Source organism: Paenibacillus sp. J31R122, from assembly GCF_056269185.1.
Map to the genome: position 1 here is coordinate 1 of NZ_JBWDNM010000016.1, position 17201 is coordinate 17201.

Genomic DNA, 17201 nt, shown 5'->3' on the forward strand with positions numbered 1-17201 from the left:
TGCAAGCATCTCATCAACTCCGCTCGACTTGCATGTATTAGGCACGCCGCCAGCGTTCGTCCTGAGCCAGGATCAAACTCTCCAAATTGGTGTTTGACTTGCTCATTACTTAACTAGCTATTTTAAAACATTATCAGATCGACGTGATCCATTTGTTCAGTTTTCAAAGAACTTGTTTGTCACAATTTGTCGTGACAAGAAAATATATTACCATCTTTCCTCAACCGTGTCAACAGCTTGTTTCACATTTGTTTACGTATCAAAATGTGTCTCGTTTTGTTGATGCGTTGTGTCTCAGAAGCGACAAGAAATAATATATCATCTGTGAAATAAGAATGCAAGTTGTAAAATATGACAAATTACTCGGTTCAAGCTTTTTAAACTAGGATGAATCTTCTAGTAAGATTTCGGCTTATGATAAAAGCGTTCTGCTTTAATGAAAAGTGCCCGTGCTAAACCAGCACGAGCACTCCTAATCACTATTGAAGCATTATCCTGAAACTTCACCCAAGAGACGTAATAACTCCAATTCATCCTCAATAACAGTTATGCCTAGTTCACGCGCTTTCGTCAGCTTACTTCCAGCGCTGTCCCCAGCAATAACAAAATCCGTTTTCTTAGATACACTTCCTGATATTTTGGCACCACATGCTTCAAGCTTTTTCGCAGCCTCATCTCGCGACATGGTTGGCAGCGTTCCAGTTAGAACGACTGTTTTGCCGCTAAATACACTATCCTGTCTTGCCTCCGGCTGCTTTTCAGCTTCTGCCTTTACTCCCAGCTCGAGCATACGCGTGATGCTAGTCTGTATAATCGGATCATTGAAAAAACCAACTATACTGTCCGCGACAATGCCTCCGATATCAGGTAGAGTGATTAACTCCTCCGCTTGAGCTTGCATTATGGCATGAAGGTCGCCGTAATGATCAGCAAGCATTTTCGTAGTAGCCTTACCTGTATTCGGAATACCTAAAGCAAACAAAAATGCTGCCAAATCCCGATCCTTAGACTTCTCAAAAGCATCAAGCAGCTTGCGCGCCTTCTTCTCGCCGAATCGATCTAGCTTTATTAGATCCTCATACGTCAAAGCGTAAAGATCAGCAGGATCACGCACCCCGCTATCTGTATACAGCTGTTCTGCCGTCATGACGCTGAACGTATCAATATCCATCGCATCACGAGAGGCAAAATGAGAAATGCGCCCTATGATTTGCGGCTGGCAGCCGAGTTTATTGTTGCAAAACAAATGTGCTCCGCGTTGTTCAAGCTCTGTGCCGCATGAAGGACATTCGGTTGGGAATACAATTTCATTGCCCGGCTCGTCATCCGCTTTACCCAATATCTCTGGAATGACATCGTTTGACCTTCGAATGATAACGAGAGCTCCTAGTGCATTTTTCAAGTTTTTACGTTCGATATCCCCGATATTGTTGAGTGTACAGTTCTGTACCGTAACACCAGCAAGCTCCACCGCCTCTACACGAGCGACTGGCGTTATTTTACCTGTGCGACCAACCTCCCACGATACCGATTCCAGCACCGTCGTCGTTTCTTCCGCCTCAAATTTAAACGCCACTGCCCATCGCGGAAACTTATCCGTATAACCCAGAGCCTCACGCGTCCTCATATCAACAACCTTCACAACAGCTCCATCGATCAAAAAATCTAACGTTTCGCGCCGCTCGGTGATCTTAGATAGCTCGGCCTGCACTTCTTCAAGGGTATCGAAATAAGACACATAAGGATTAACCTTAAACTGATTATCCCGTAAAAACTGCTGCATCTCTCGATGATCTTCAAACGAAACCCCGTCAGCAAAACCGATATTATAGAAAAAAGCATTCAGCTTGCGTTCAGCTGTCACCTTAGGATTTAAGTTGCGCAGAGCGCCAGCTGCGGCATTACGCGCGTTCTTTAGCGGCTCCGCGGCGGTTTCGTTGTATTTTGCAAGAACAGATAGCTGCATGATACCTTCACCCTGCACTTCGATAATACCTTCTGTAAAAGGTATCGTAAGCGGTACAGAACGAATCGTTCGCACCTGCTGCAAAATCCCTTCACCGATCGCACCGTTGCCTCGGGTTGCCGCCTGAACTAATTGCCCATCATCGTAGGTCAGATTTAATGTTAATCCATCAAATTTCAGTTCTACAACATAAGTAGGCTGCGGCAATGGTTCCTCATCCGGATGCTTTGTGTTGTAATCGGCAATCGCTCTCAGCATCCGCGTGTTCCATGCGAGCAAATCCTCGTCGTTTTGCGCTTTATCGAGACTCCACAAACGCGCGCGATGTCGATGCGGCTCAAAGCCCTTCAACAGCTCTCCGCCTACCCGACTGGTAGGCGATTCTGGTAAAACCGTGCCAGTAGATGCTTCCAGAGCGATCAATTCATCGTAGAGCTTGTCATAATCAACATCGTTCATTTTAGGATCATCAAGCGTGTAATAGTAATAGTTATGCTCTTTAATGAGCGTTACAAGCTGTTGCATCCGTTCCAACTGAACATTCACGGGAGGCTCCTCCTTCTAATCTTCCAAAATAGCATATCCGTATTACAGCTTCGTAATCGGCGCAAAGGCCGCGAGTAACGGCTTAATACCAACCGGGGCCGGAAAAGCGATGTTTACCTGCATGTCTTTACCCGTCCCTTTAACGGATACAACGACACCAATGCCCCACTTGCCGTGCGAGACTCTGTCCCCGGCAGCAAAGCTTCCCGGCGCGGTATCGCCCGCCGCGCCTGCTCCTTGAGCCGCCCGAGCGGCGTCCTGCATAGGCGTGCTCACCCGCACGCCCCCTCTGCCGCCCATTGCGGCTGAAGTCGTTCCCCCCATGCCTGGGGAACGACCTGCTGCACCGCGCGCGCCAGCTGGCGCGCGCCCCGCAATACCGCGGCCCGCAGCGCTCTGTGCAGCGGCACCACCGCTAGGGCCAGTTCCGCTCCGTCCGATTGCACGGGAATAACCCCCGCCTCCGGACGAGACGCCTTCCCTCACTGCTTCTGGTATTTCCTGCAGAAAGCGTGAAGGCATGTTACTATTTGTGCGACCGAATAACGTCCGCATCCGAGCACAGGTCAAGTACAAACGCTTCTCCGCTCGTGTAATACCGACATAAGCTAGGCGCCTTTCTTCCTCAAGCTCATCGTTATCAGCAAGTGCGCGGCTATGAGGGAATACACTTTCCTCCATTCCGATGATGAACACGACAGGGAACTCCAGCCCCTTTGCGCTATGCATCGTCATCAGTGTAACGGCATCCTTATTCTTTTCCGCCTCTTCTTCATCCTTGTTTAAAGAATCAATATCAGCGATTAACGCCAAATCAGTCAAAAAAGCAACCAGCGTACGATCTTCATTACGCTTCTCAAAATCCATCGTCACCGACAAAAACTCATCAATATTTTCAAGACGAGCTTTCGATTCGAGAGTATTTTCCTGTTGAAGCTCCATACGATACTGTGACAGCTCCAACACCTTCTCAGTTAACTCCGTAACGGAAAGATACTCAACCATACGTGTTAGACTGTCGATAATGTCATAAAACTCACGCAGCAGCGTTCGTGTACGACCGTTTACTTCGACCTCTCCAAGATCATTCAGCACTCTATAAATCGATGTCCCTCGTCTGCCCGCTTCATCCGCCAGCTTTCCGACAGTCGTATCACCAATGCCCCGCTTCGGCACATTAATAATACGCACTAAACTAATATCATCATCCGGGTTCGAAATCAACTTTAAATAGCCAAGCAAGTCCTTGATCTCTTTACGATCATAGAACTTAACCCCTCCTACAATTTGATAAGGGATGTCTGATTTAATTAGTATTTCCTCTATTACCCGCGATTGCGCGTTCGTCCGATACAAAATAGCATGATTAGTAAACTTGCGGCCTTGGTTTACACTTTTGCGAATTTCGCCTGTAACAAAATAGCCCTCATCATGCTCAGTATCGGCTTGATACAATGAAATAAGATCACCAGGGCCTTGATCAGTCCACAGCTTCTTCGGTTTCCTGCCTGTGTTTAGCTTAATAACCGCATTCGCCGCATCAAGAATATTAGCCGTCGAACGATAATTTTGCTCCAACATTATTGTCCGCGCCTCAGGATAATCCCCTTCAAAATTCAAAATGTTCGTAATATCAGCCCCGCGCCAACGATAAATCGACTGGTCGCTGTCTCCTACCACACATATATTATGATGCCTATCCGCCAGCATGCGAGTTAGCATGTATTGCGCTCTATTCGTATCCTGATACTCATCCACGTGAATGTAACGGAACTTGTTCTGATAAAACTCAAGCACCTCTGGCATTTCCTTGAACAATTGAATAGTTATCATAATCAAGTCGTCAAAATCAAGCGAGTTGTTGCTTCTAAGCTTCTTCTGGTACTTCGTAAAAACCTGAGCAACAATGCCCTGAAAATAATCCCCAGCCTTCTGCTCATATTGTTCATGAGAGATTAATTCATTTTTTGCTCCACTAATTGCAGCTTGTACAGCCTTTGGCTCGACTTTTTTGGTATCAACATTCAAATCCTTCATGCAGTTACGAATAACTGACAGTTGGTCCGATGAATCCAATATAGAAAAACTTGATGTAAAACCGATTCGGTCAATATCTCTGCGCAAAATACGTACACACATTGAGTGGAAGGTTGATACCCAAATATCCCGTCCTGACGGTCCAACCAGTGCCCCTACCCGATCCTGCATTTCACGAGACGCCTTATTTGTAAACGTAATGGCCAAAATGCTCCATGGAGCCACTCGCTTCTTTTCTATGAGGTAAGCAATTCGATGCGTCAGTACGCGCGTCTTCCCACTGCCTGCACCTGCCATTATAAGCAATGGGCCATCCGTTGCTTGAACGGCATCCCGCTGCGGCGGATTCAGCTTTTGCACCGCTTGATCGATGCTAATATGATTTAACATGCTCCGACTCCTTTGTTCCCATTTGTTCGCCTATCCTCAGTGTAGACAACGACCTACCCATGTGTCAATTTGCCCCTCAAAAAAAATACTTCCAAGTTCTCATTCTCCATCACAATACTACAAGCTAACACCACATCGCCCGCTCTTTTCTTCACTATCCCCTTAGCTCAGGAATCCAACATGTCTCTCTACAATTTGCATGGCCTTCTAACCACCCCGTTCTTTCACGTTCTTACCCGTCCGTACCCGTTCACTCACTTACTTACTCACTAACTCACTAACTCATTCGTCCCAATCTCTTCAATCCATCATTCACTGGCACTTCCACTTTCTTCACCTTTGCTCCACTATCCCCTTTGCTCAGGAATCCAACCTGACCTCTATCATTTGCATGACCTTCTAACGACCCCGTTCGTACCCGTTCACTCACTCACTCACTCACTCACTCGCACCAATCTCTTCAATCCATCCTTCACTGCCACTTCCACTTTGTTCACCTTTGCTTCACTCTCCCCTTTGCTCAGGAATCCAACCTGACCTCTATCATTTGCATGACCTTCTAACGACCCCGTTCGTACCCGTTCTCTCACTCACTCATTCACTCACTCGCACCAATCTCTTCAATCCATCCTTCACTGCCACTTCCACTTTTTTCACCTTTGCTTCACTATCCCCTTTACTCAGGTATCCAACATGTCTCTCTACAATTTGCATGACCTTCTAACCACCCCATTCTTACCCGTTCACTCACTCATTCGCCCCAATCTCTTCAATCTCTTCAATTCATCCTTCACTGACATTTCCACTTTTTTCACCTTTGCTTCACTATCCCCTTTGCTCAGGAGTTCGACATGTCTCTCTACAATTTGCATGGCTTATCAACCGCAACAATTCAATCCTACAACCCTATTCCCTTGCGCATTCAATTAAGTCTTCTTATTCTGTTACCTAGCTGAACTATTATTTTACTTTTTGAAAGATGTTGATCGATATGGAAATATACAATTGTTATCTAATCAATCATCATCTATTTACGAGGTTTGGCTTTCCCAGCTAATTGAAAAATCATGCGTGTCACTCTTGAGCTAAGGGAATAATGGAGCAATTACACTCAAACCGCCTTTAACTCATACAAAATGAAACCGCTCCTGAGCCGAGAGGATAGAGGAGCATAGACAACTAAACTTACTTTAGCTTATTTAAATCGCAATTGTCCCTGAGCTAAGGGGATAGTGGAGCAAAGACAACTAAACCTACTTTAGCTTTTTTAAATCGCATCTGTCCTGAGCCAAGGGGATAGCGGAGCAAAGACGACTAAACCTACTTTAGCTTTTTTTAAATCGCATCTGTCCTGAACTGAGGGGATGGTGGAGCAAAGACGGCTTAACCTACTTTAGCTTTTTTAAATCGCAACTGTCCCTGAGCTAAGGGGATAGTGGAGCAAAGACGGCTTAACCTACTTTAGCTTTTTTAAATCGCATCTGTCCTGAACTGTGGGGATAGTGGAGCAAAGACAACTAAACCTACTTTAGCTTTTTTAAATCGCAATTGTCCCTGATCTAAGGGGATAGTGAAGCAAAGACGGCCAAACCTACTTTAGCTTATTTAAATCGCATCTTTCATGAGCTAAGAGGTTAGTTGAGCAAGCTGCGCTATTGTGTAGGTGGAGTTGGGACACATATAATACAACCCCTTAATGGAAGACGCTTTTTATTGCTGGTAATTCATTGCGTGTAAGGTAATGAGCACTAATTGAGTTAACCTGAGTTTGAGTAGGGTATGGGTATGGGTATGGGTATGGGTATGGGTATGGGTATGGGTATGGGTATGGGTATGGGTATGGGTATGGGTATGGGTATGGGTATGGGTATGGGTATGGGTATGGGTACACAGTGTTATTTTGGAGATAAGGAGAAATTAAAGAAAACGTGGCATATCGGCGGGGGGTTAGGATCAGTCGACCACCCTCTCGATGTGCCACGTGAGTCACGTCTCTTTTGAGAAGTTATTTTGATGTTGATGTTATTTTGTAGGCAAACTCAAACTGCTGCTTTGCGTCACTTCTCTTACTGCAGGCACGGTAGATAGCGCAGCTGCTAAATCGCTATATATGACGTTCCCAACAACGACGGTGTGTGCGGCTTCTGCTGCTTGACGAGCTTTGTCAGCACTGTCGATACCGCCGCCGTAGAAGAGTTGGGCTTGAACAATGGCTGTTCTAGCCCGCTTCACAAGCTGCATATCACCGAATGTCCCGCTATACTCTAAATATATTACTGGAAGCCTCATTAGACGATCAGCCATTCGCACATGCGCGATTAGATCTGCTTCACTTAGCTCCGTTTGCGCCTCAGTCAATTTTGCGGCTGTTGCGTCTTTGTTTAATATAATATAGCCTTGAGCCGCCGTTTCGTCCCATGGAACGAAAGAACCGTATTCCTTCAAGCCTTCAGTTTGCCGACCTGTGATCCACTCTGCCTTGCTCGTATTCAGAACAAGCGGAACAAAATATCCGTCAAAACCAGGTACTGCACCTTCCATCGAAGAAACCTCGAGTGCGCATTCGACGGAATATCTGCGTATTCTTGCCATTAGATCCACTGTATTTTCAAAAGTAACTCCGCTGGAGCCCCCGACGATAACTGCATCAGTACCAGAGGTACAGATAGCATCAAGCATCTCATCAGACAATTCACGATCAGGATCGAGTTTAAACACATGCTTCCAGCCGGAAAACCAAGTATCATTCATGTTTGACCACGCCTCGCTTTTTCACAAAAATCGTTAATCGCATATTTCAACCATCCTTCTATGCTATGTCAGCGTGAATAGCGTGTCAAACGATTAGTCTTTAGTTATTTCCGATTAAGCTTTTTCATTTACTTCCAAAAATACCGCCCTCCCTATCGCAGAGAAGACGGTATCAGAGCTGTTATTTATTTATATCAGTCGTATATTATTACTTAACCAGTTGCCCACGCGTTACGCCAAGCTGGTTAATGGCTTTCAAGCTGCGCCATACCTGCGTACCCGTAATCCGACCATCCAGAGCATCACGGTAGAGTGATAGTACCTCCAAAACCTTCTCCGGCGTTTCTTCCAAAAACTCAACACGGAAGTTAGATACACCGAGCCCAACAAAATTCCGAATATACTCCGCACCTGATTGCTCAACTGCATTGTATACCGTATTTCGACAGCCTTCATCAACACGAACAGGATGCGCCATGCCAATTCGATCCTGAAGTGAAGCCCGTTTCTCTTCACACGGCCGTCCGCAATTCGTAAAGTCTGTTCCTTCACTCATAAACGTACAGTATACGCAGTGCTCTGTGTGGAACATCGGCAAATGCTGATGGATAACCATTTCGAGCATCGATGTATCCGAGTTTTCGAGCAAATCGACCATTTGTTGTATATTCAAGTCATAAGACGGCGTAATCAGATCAAGTCCTACCTCTGTAAAGAGATTTACCGCTTTATGGTTCGCTACATTAAGAGAGAAGTCTCCAATTAGCTTAGGAAACGGCTTATCGGGATTGGCAGCTTTTGCGCGCAAGTAGTAATAAAGCGCACCTGTGTTACGGACCAGCACCGCATCAGGCTGCAGCTTCAAAATATTTGCATGGTAGCCATTCTCGTTCGGCATATGAATCCGCGGTGTAGCAAGTGCAATTGGCTTGCCGGCAGCGCGAGCAGCGGCAACTGCTGCTGGAAACTGCTTTATAAATTCAAAATCTGCATATACATATGCAATATCTGTTTTCACAGCTGCTTCGACCTGCTCCAAGCTGCGGCATAGCGCTACCAGATTCGCATCTTTACCGCTGCGTGGTGTCAAAATATCTTTAGGAGCAACTCCGTTCTCAAACACACCAGAGCGAGTTTTCACCTCGTGCTTCACATAAACAGGCGGCTTTGGCCGTTCACCCGCCAGCTGTTCTACGGCTACACGGCGTAAACGGTTCAGTTCACGAATCGGAACGATCAAATCGCCTTGAAGCTCCACTTCAAGCTTCTCCAGCTGATAGACTGTACCGCCAAGCCGGCCAAGCTGATCCTCCAATAAAGCGGCATCCATCGGTCGCTTTTGCGCTTGCTCTAAGTCTAACTCGGATGTGACCTCAACGGTCGTCCCCTTCTGAACATCCGTCCACCATGTACGCATCGGTTGTCCTAAGGCACCGGTCACACGAACGTGAAGAGGAAATACACGGTATGGCTTTTCTGTTTCGAATGTAGCTCTTAGACGTTTATCCAAAGCGGGATCGCTTGTCTTCCATACACGGTCCCCAACATGCACCTTGCGCAAATCAACATCGTTGCGGCCCGCTACAAGCTCGATATACGTGCCTTCCTGAGCTTCGCCTTCGATCTTAACGCCCTGGCGGCGTATATCATAGACGCGGCCTCCCTCTTCCTTCTTCGTCGGGTCGCCTGCGTCAAACACAATGCCATCGCCGCGTTTAAGCGGCGCGTCGATGCGCAATGTAACAGCATCGCGCATGATGCGCTCCACTCGGCCGAGGAAGACCCCTCGGCTTTTCGGGAACGTTCCCTCAACAAGCATCTTGTTGTTCGTTCCCGACAGAAAACCATGCGTGAAGCCGCGCGAAAAGCTCTGCTGCAGCTCACGCACTTCTTCCACCGACGGCTTCGATAAGTCGCCGTCGAAATATTTATCGATCGCTCGTCTATACTTGCTCACGACATTCGCGACATACTCCGGACTTTTGAGACGTCCTTCGATTTTGAAAGACGTTACTCCCGCGTCGATTAGCTCGGGAATAATATCGATTGCCGCCAAATCCTTCGGCGACAGCAAATAAGCGATGTCTCCCATCGGCTGAACCTCGCCATCGACCATAAGATCGTACGGCAGCCGGCAAGCTTGCGCGCATTCGCCTCGATTGGCAGAGCGGCCGCCCCACATTTCAGATGTGAGGCATTGACCAGAATACGACACGCATAGCGCGCCGTGCACGAATACCTCCATCGGCAGCTTAGCTTGATCGCCGATCGTACGAATTTGCTTTAGGTTATTTTCCCGACCTAGCACAACTCGCTCCAAACCAAACGGTTTAGTGAATTCAACCGCTTCTGGTGATGTTATCGTCATTTGTGTCGATCCGTGAATCGGGAAATCCGGCGACAGCTCACGAATCAGCTTCACCAAGCCTAGATCCTGTACAATTACAGCATCTACACCTGCATCAATACACATCTCAATTAGCTTTTGCGCATCTCTAAGCTCGTCTTCAAATACGAGAATATTAAACGTCAGAAAACCTTTTACGCCGTACGTGTGAAGAAATGCCATAATCTCAGGCAGTTCTTCGCTGCGAAAGTTATTCGCGCGAGCTCTGGCATTAAACTTCTCCACACCAAAAAATATCGCATCCGCGCCATTCGCTACTGCAGCTCGCATACAATCCCAATCGCCTGCAGGTGCCAGTAGTTCTATATCAGATCTGATTAATGTCTTTGTCATATCAAAATCTCAATCCCTCTCATTTTGAAACCTACTTTTATTAGTGTAACAAACCCCCGTCTTCTATTCCACCACACATTACTGCCAACAAGGCTGCTTTCGCAAAAAAAGTACTATCCACGCTAGTTTTGCTATTTTATTATGTGATTTTGCCAAATCTGAATTGACCTTATATGTAGCAACAGGAGAAGTGCTATAATAGAAAAGACTTAGAAATCAATCCAATCAGATGAATTCGGGAGGTATTTAATTAAATGAAATTAGGAGTATTTAGCGTACTATTTACACAAAAACCATTCGAGGAAGCGCTTGATTACATCGCTTCCAAAGGGCTTGACGCCATTGAAATCGGAACAGGCGGATACCCAGGCAACGCGCACTGCGATCTTGATGGACTGCTTGCTGACGCAGGAAAGCTCAAAGCGTATAAGCAAGCTATAGAATCACGCGGTCTGATGATCAGCGCACTTAGCTGCCACGCCAATCCGCTTCACCCGCAAAAAGCTATTTCATCAGAGCATGACGAAATCATCCGTAAAACGATTGAATTAGCTAATCGTCTCGAGGTTTCCGTTGTAAATACATTCTCCGGCTGCCCTGGCGATCACGAGGATGCAAAATATCCGAACTGGCCGGTTGCTCCATGGCCGAATGATTTCCAAGATATTTTGAAATGGCAATGGGAAGCAAAGGTTATCCCTTATTGGTCCGAAATCGGAGCATTGGCTTCTGCTAGCGGTGTGAAAATGGGTCTTGAGCTTCACGGTGGCTTCTCGGTACATAGCCCTGCAACTCTTCTTCGTCTTCGTGAAGCAGCAGGAAATGCAATTGGCGCTAACCTTGATCCAAGCCATATGTGGTGGCAAGGAATTGATCCTGTACAAGCGGTACAAATTCTTGGACGTGCTGGAGCGATTCATCACTTCCACGCAAAAGACACTACGATTGATCCAATTAACGTTAACCATCATGGTGTTACGGACATGCAATCATACTCCCTTATGCTTGACCGCGCATGGCAGTTCCGTACCGTTGGCTATGGACATGATCTGAAGGTTTGGGCTGACATTCTAAGTGCATTGCGTTTGGTTGGTTACGATTATGTCGTGAGCATCGAACATGAGGATGGGTTGATGTCTGTAGATGAAGGCTTCACCAAAGCTGTGCAAAATCTTCAGCAAATCCTTATTCGTGAGCCGCTTGGCGAGATGTGGTGGGTTTAATATTTTATAAAAAAAGGTCTGTCGGATATATCCGACAGACCTTTTTTTATAATTATGCCATCCAAATTTTGAAAATCATAATGTAGTCGATCAACAAGAACAATCCGAGCGATACAGCAGTAAAACCGATTGCGAACAAATTTTTCTTCGGGCGCTGAGACAATAGTCGAACGAACCCTATTGCAATCAATACCGTAAAAGCAAGCATAAACCAATCGAAAGTACCAATTTTGCTAGCCTCTTTTGCTGCTTCTTCTGCCAAAAACATGAAGGGACCTCCTCTTTTTCGCACGTAGCCTAATAATACTATATGTTAGCTTTAAGTTGCCACAGGCGCAAGTACGAAACTCGTTTCGTAACAACTTTGTCACGATTTACAATAAATCTTCATATTTAGTAGATTCAGATAGGATCAGACTACCCCGTAAATATAAAATGTCCATCTCTGGCATTTTATATAACCATATCGTTTCCTACTCGTCCCCCCGGCAGTTTTTTTGCATATTTACAACCTAAATCATTCTGCTCCTGTCACAGCAACAGCTACATTCTCAAATGTGTTTATTTGTGCAATTGTCCGTTTGAGGTCACGTTCTATTATTGGCTTCAGATACTTACCTGTATAGGAGCCTTCCACCTTCATAACCTGCTCTGGAGTGCCGGTTGCTACAATCATACCGCCCCCACTACCGCCTTCGGGGCCCAAGTCAATTAAATAATCGGCCGTTTTGATAACGTCCAAATTATGCTCAATTACGAGGACAGATTCTCCTGAATCAACTAGACGATGCAATACTTTAAGCAATCTGTCGATATCATCCGCATGCAGTCCTGTTGTCGGCTCATCCAAAATATACAGCGTCTTGCCGGTAGAACGACGATACAGCTCTGCTGCCAGCTTCACCCGCTGCGCTTCTCCTCCAGACAAAGTCGTTGCCGATTGTCCAAGCTTCATGTAGCCAAGACCCACATCAAGAAGCGTCTGCACTTTACGGTGAATACGAGGGATATTCTCAAAAAATAAACATCCGTCTTCAATCGTCATATCCAAAATCTCAGCAATGTTTTTGCCTTTATACTTCACTTCAAGCGTTTCACGATTATAACGCTTGCCTTTGCAAATTTCACACGGTACGTAAACGTCCGGCAGGAAATGCATTTCGATTTTGATAATACCGTCTCCACGACAAGCTTCACAGCGTCCACCCTTGACATTAAAGCTGAATCTGCCCTTCTTATAACCGCGCACCTTGGATTCATTAGTGTTCGAATACAAATCGCGAATATCATCAAACATACCCGTATAGGTGGCTGGATTTGAACGCGGTGTACGTCCGATTGGCGATTGATCGATATCAATCACTTTCTCCAAATGCTCGATACCGCGCATTTCTTTGTATTGACCGGGACGCGTCTTCGCTTTGTTCAGATCACGGGCAAGTGTCTTATATAAGATCTCATTCACAAAAGTCGATTTACCTGAACCCGAAACTCCTGTAACCGCTGAAAACACGCCTAACGGAATTTTTACGTTTACGTTTCTAAGATTGTTTTCCTTCGCTCCGCGAACCTCGAGCCATTTCTCAGTAGTCGGACGGCGTTCAAGCGGAACGGCTATAAACTTACGACCACTCAAATATTGACCGGTAAGCGAGTGCTCGTTCGCCATCACTTCCTCCGGCGTTCCTTCAGCGATAACAATACCGCCATGGATACCGGCTCCCGGTCCAATATCAATAATATAATCAGCTGCAAGCATCGTATCCTCATCATGCTCAACAACAATTAATGTGTTGCCGAGATCACGCATATGCGCAAGCGTCTCAATGAGTCGATCATTATCACGCTGATGAAGCCCTATACTCGGCTCGTCCAATATATAGAGAACGCCCATTAAACTAGAGCCGATTTGTGTAGCAAGCCGAATACGCTGCGCTTCACCGCCAGATAAGGTGCCGGCTGCGCGGCTTAATGACAAATATTCAAGACCGACATTAACAAGAAATCCGAGGCGACTGTTAATTTCTTTTAAAATAAGATTAGCAATCGTACGTTCCTTCTCCGTAAGTGTTAACGATTCAAAGTACCGCTTAGCTTCACCAATTGATAAAGAGGTTACATGAGCAATATTTTGTGAGCCAATCGTAACCGCGAGACTTTCCTTGCGTAGACGCTGCCCTTTGCAGCCACCGCATGGCTTAGCACTCATATAATTCTCAATATGCTCACGCATCATATCAGATGCTGTGTCTCTGTAGCGGCGTTCTAAATTATGAACGATACCTTCGAAAGGTACATAAGCTTCCTTGCGATGGCCGAAATCATTTTCATAGAGGAAACGCACACGTTCGCCGCCCGTTCCGAGCAGCAGCTTCTTCATTTGCTCAGCGGTTAACTCCGATACCGGAACATTTTCTTTAATGCCGTAATGCGTACAAACTGCACTAAGAAACTGAGGATAATAGTTGGAAGTACTTCCTGCCCAAGCAAGAAATGCTCCTTCCTCGATAGACTTGCTCATGTCCGGCACAAGCAGGTCGGGGTCTACAATCATCTTCGCGCCTAGACCGTCACATTCCGGACAAGCTCCGTAAGGACTGTTAAAGGAGAACATACGCGGTGCAAGCTCTTCAATACTGAACCCGCATTCAGGACAAGCTAGATTAGAGCTAAAGAGCAGCTCTTCTCGATCTATAATATCAACAAGGACGCGACCTTCAGACAGCTTGAGCGCTGTTTCAAGTGAATCAGCGAGTCTGGCGTGAACATCCTCCTTCACCACGATGCGGTCAATGACCACTTCAATACTATGCTTCTTGTTTTTCTCCAGCTCAATCTTTTCACTTAATTCGCGCAGCTCGCCATTTACGCGCACACGAACGAAGCCCTGCTTTTGGATATCCGCTAGCAGCTTGGCATGCTCGCCCTTGCGTCCAGAAATGAGTGGCGCTAATATTTGCAGCTTCGTCTTCTCGGGATACTCCATAATGCGGTCAACCATTTGCTCTACGGTCTGCGAAGTAATTTCAATGCCATGCTCTGGGCAATGCGGTCTGCCTACACGTGCAAACATCAACCGCAAATAATCATAAATTTCAGTAACCGTACCTACAGTCGAACGCGGGTTGCGACTTGTTGTTTTCTGATCTATCGAAATAGCTGGAGACAGCCCTTCAATAGAATCAACGTCCGGTTTTTCCATTTGACCAAGAAACTGACGAGCATATGCGGAAAGGGACTCGACATAACGGCGCTGCCCCTCAGCGTATATCGTATCGAATGCGAGAGACGATTTACCGGAACCGCTTAGCCCTGTTAGCACAACAAATTTGTCGCGCGGAATTGTAACGTCAATATTTTTGAGATTATGGGCACGAGCGCCCTTTACTATAATTTTATCGATAGCCAATCCGTTCTCCTCCTACTTATCCCATCTCTGCGCGTAATTCCAGTAAGGCGTCGCGAAGCTCCGCGGCACGTTCGAATTGCAAGCTTTTCGCTGCTTCCTTCATTTCCACTTCCAGCTTCTGAACTAGCGCCACACGATCCTTCTTCGACATCTTATCAACCCCAACGCCTGTTAAGTAGTCTGCCTTCTGCTCGGCTACCTTTGTCGCTTCGATGACCTCGTGTACCTTTTTACGAATCGTTTGCGGCGTTACACCATGCTGCTCATTATAGGCGAGCTGAATCGTACGCCGTCTTTCGGTTTCTTTTATAGCTCGATCCATGGAATCAGTTATTTTATCGCCATACATGATTACACGGCCTTCACTATTACGCGCGGCACGTCCAATCGTTTGGATAAGAGCTCGGTCTGAACGTAGGAAGCCTTCCTTATCAGCATCAAGAATAGATACCAATGATACTTCCGGCAAATCGAGCCCTTCCCGAAGCAAGTTAATTCCAATCAACACATGAAATACACCTAATCTCAGATCTCGCAAAATAGCTATCCGTTCCAGTGTCTTAATATCAGAATGCAGGTATCTTACCTTAATCCCGATCTCTTTCATATAGTCGGTTAAATCCTCTGCCATCTTCTTCGTTAAAGTTGTTACGAGTACACGCTCATCCTTTGTGATGCGATCGCGAATCTCTCCAAGCAAATCATCAATTTGCCCTTTGGAAGGACGAACATCGATAATCGGATCGATGAGGAACGTAGGACGAATGATTTGCTCGATCATTATATCTGTATGTTCAATTTCATAAGGACCTGGCGTAGCAGATACATAAACCAACTGATTTGCCTTCTCCTCGAATTCTTCAAAGCGAAGCGGACGGTTATCCATCGCGGAAGGAAGACGAAAGCCATGGTTCACCAGCATTTCCTTACGCGCACGGTCACCATTGTACATCGCTCGAATTTGTGGCAACGAAACATGGGACTCATCGATCACGATCAGCATATCATCCGGAAAATAATCAAGCAGCGTATAAGGAGTCGCTCCCCGTTCTCTGAAAGTAAGCGGTCCGGAGTAGTTCTCTATGCCTGAGCAAAAGCCCATCTCAGCCATCATTTCCAAATCGTATCGCGTCCGCTGCTCTAAACGCTGCGCCTCCAAAAGCTTACCCGCTTCGCGAAGCTCGAGCAGCCGTTCTTCCAGCTCTCGTTCAATATTAACTAAAGCAATCTTCATTGTGTCTTCATGAGTTACGAAGTGAGACGCAGGGAAGATGGCGATATGATCTCGCTCACCCATAATTTCACCCGTCAGCACATCAATTTCAGAGATCCGCTCAATCTCGTCTCCAAAAAGCTCGACACGCAACGCGCGTTCATTATTTGCTACTGGGAAAATTTCCACAATATCGCCGCGCACACGAAACGTCCCACGTGTAAAGCTAATATCATTCCGTTGGTATTGAATGTCCACAAGCTTATGAAGAATCGCATCCCGCGACTTCTCCATACCTACTCGCAGCGAAAGTACGAGACTTCCGTATTCCATCGGCGAACCGAGACCATAAATACAAGAAACGCTTGCGACGATAATAACATCGCGCCGCTCGAATAACGCACTTGTAGCCGAATGTCGCAGCTTATCGATCTCATCGTTTATACTGGAATCCTTCTCGATAAAAGTATCTGATGAAGGGATGTATGCTTCCGGCTGATAGTAATCATAATAGCTCACGAAATATTCCACCGCATTATCGGGGAAAAACTGTTTGAACTCGCTGCAAAGCTGTGCCGCTAACGTCTTATTATGCGCAATAACGAGCGTAGGGCGATTCAGCTTTTCAATCATATTAGCAATGGTATAGGTCTTACCCGTTCCTGTAGCACCAAGCAGCGTCTGATGCCGCTTGCCGGCACTAATTCCCTCTATAAGCTGCTCAATCGCTTTAGGCTGATCCCCTTGCGGCATATAGTCCGATTTTATCTCGAACAGCTTTGCCTTTTGTGTCAATTCACTCATGCCTATTATCCACCCCCATCATTCCGAATGCTGTTATTAGTATTGTCAATTATATGTGATTCAAGCGTATTGTTGTATAATAAGAATATGTGTTCCCGTTTATTATACCGTTTTATTACAGC

The 17201-nt window shown here is 46.1% G+C and carries 11 protein-coding genes and 1 rRNA gene; 2 read left to right on the forward strand and 10 right to left on the reverse strand.

The window, feature by feature from the left end; genetic code table 11:
- The 5 genes from AC0YN7_RS23370 to AC0YN7_RS23390 all read right to left on the reverse strand — a co-directional run.
- Positions 1-88 (reverse strand): 16S ribosomal RNA (locus AC0YN7_RS23370); the annotation flags it as partial.
- 402 nt (positions 89-490) lie between these two features.
- Positions 491-2491, reverse strand: coding sequence for an NAD-dependent DNA ligase LigA (ligA, locus tag AC0YN7_RS23375; protein ID WP_475812573.1), 2001 nt, complete (start codon positions 2489-2491; stop codon positions 491-493).
- Positions 2492-2554: 63 nt separating this feature from the next.
- Positions 2555-4939 carry a DNA helicase PcrA gene (pcrA, locus tag AC0YN7_RS23380; protein ID WP_475812446.1) on the reverse strand — a complete coding sequence of 795 codons (2385 nt, stop codon included), beginning with the start codon at positions 4937-4939 and terminating at the stop codon, positions 2555-2557.
- A gap of 277 nt (positions 4940-5216) precedes the next feature.
- The gene (locus AC0YN7_RS23385; RefSeq protein ID WP_475812447.1) at positions 5217-5369 is read right to left on the reverse strand and encodes a hypothetical protein; all 153 of its coding nucleotides are present in this window, start codon (positions 5367-5369) and stop codon (positions 5217-5219) included.
- Positions 5370-5373: 4 nt separating this feature from the next.
- Positions 5374-5529 (reverse strand): hypothetical protein, encoded by a 156-nt coding sequence (locus AC0YN7_RS23390; protein ID WP_475812448.1) that lies wholly within the window; start codon positions 5527-5529, stop codon positions 5374-5376.
- Between the two features lie 1195 nt (positions 5530-6724).
- Between AC0YN7_RS23390 and AC0YN7_RS23395 the strand changes: the two genes are divergently transcribed.
- Entirely contained in the window at positions 6725-6940 is a 216-nt protein-coding gene (locus tag AC0YN7_RS23395; RefSeq protein WP_475812449.1) for a hypothetical protein, read from the forward strand.
- A gap of 21 nt (positions 6941-6961) precedes the next feature.
- Here the strand turns inward: AC0YN7_RS23395 and pcrB are convergent, their stop codons facing one another.
- A complete protein-coding gene (gene pcrB / locus AC0YN7_RS23400; RefSeq protein ID WP_475812450.1) occupies positions 6962-7690 on the reverse strand; it encodes a heptaprenylglyceryl phosphate synthase in 729 nt (242 codons plus the stop codon).
- Between the two features lie 208 nt (positions 7691-7898).
- Positions 7899-10430, reverse strand: coding sequence for a U32 family peptidase (locus tag AC0YN7_RS23405; RefSeq protein WP_475812451.1), 2532 nt, complete (start codon positions 10428-10430; stop codon positions 7899-7901).
- Positions 10431-10684: 254 nt separating this feature from the next.
- Here AC0YN7_RS23405 and AC0YN7_RS23410 point away from each other — a divergent pair, with 254 nt between their 5' ends.
- A complete protein-coding gene (locus AC0YN7_RS23410) occupies positions 10685-11653 on the forward strand; it encodes a sugar phosphate isomerase/epimerase family protein (protein WP_475812452.1) in 969 nt (322 codons plus the stop codon).
- Positions 11654-11705: 52 nt separating this feature from the next.
- On the opposite strand, the gene AC0YN7_RS23415 is transcribed toward AC0YN7_RS23410, so the two are convergent.
- The 3 genes from AC0YN7_RS23415 to uvrB all read right to left on the reverse strand — a co-directional run bounded on the left by AC0YN7_RS23415 (position 11706) and on the right by uvrB (position 17079).
- Positions 11706-11921 carry a hypothetical protein gene (locus AC0YN7_RS23415; protein ID WP_475812453.1) on the reverse strand — a complete coding sequence of 72 codons (216 nt, stop codon included), beginning with the start codon at positions 11919-11921 and terminating at the stop codon, positions 11706-11708.
- Between the two features lie 249 nt (positions 11922-12170).
- Entirely contained in the window at positions 12171-15062 is a 2892-nt protein-coding gene (gene uvrA, locus AC0YN7_RS23420; protein ID WP_475812454.1) for an excinuclease ABC subunit UvrA, read from the reverse strand.
- A 16-nt stretch (positions 15063-15078) separates the two neighbouring features.
- Positions 15079-17079: an excinuclease ABC subunit UvrB gene (gene uvrB / locus AC0YN7_RS23425; RefSeq protein ID WP_475812455.1), complete on the reverse strand. Its 2001-nt coding sequence runs from the start codon at positions 17077-17079 to the stop codon at positions 15079-15081.
- Positions 17080-17201: the final 122 nt, after the last annotated feature.

Bases quoted from the DNA above. Each gene is read 5' to 3' on its own strand.
- ligA (WP_475812573.1), bottom strand. From the start codon at position 2,491: ATGCAACAGCTTGTAACGCTCATTAAAGAGCATAACTATTACTATTAC.
- pcrA (WP_475812446.1), bottom strand. From the start codon at position 4,939: ATGTTAAATCATATTAGCATCGATCAAGCGGTGCAAAAGCTGAATCCG.
- AC0YN7_RS23395 (WP_475812449.1), top strand. From the start codon at position 6,725: ATGGGTATGGGTATGGGTATGGGTATGGGTATGGGTATGGGTATGGGT.
- pcrB (WP_475812450.1), bottom strand. From the start codon at position 7,690: ATGAATGATACTTGGTTTTCCGGCTGGAAGCATGTGTTTAAACTCGAT.
- AC0YN7_RS23405 (WP_475812451.1), bottom strand. From the start codon at position 10,430: ATGACAAAGACATTAATCAGATCTGATATAGAACTACTGGCACCTGCA.
- AC0YN7_RS23410 (WP_475812452.1), top strand. From the start codon at position 10,685: ATGAAATTAGGAGTATTTAGCGTACTATTTACACAAAAACCATTCGAG.
- AC0YN7_RS23415 (WP_475812453.1), bottom strand. From the start codon at position 11,921: ATGTTTTTGGCAGAAGAAGCAGCAAAAGAGGCTAGCAAAATTGGTACT.
- uvrB (WP_475812455.1), bottom strand. From the start codon at position 17,079: ATGAGTGAATTGACACAAAAGGCAAAGCTGTTCGAGATAAAATCGGAC.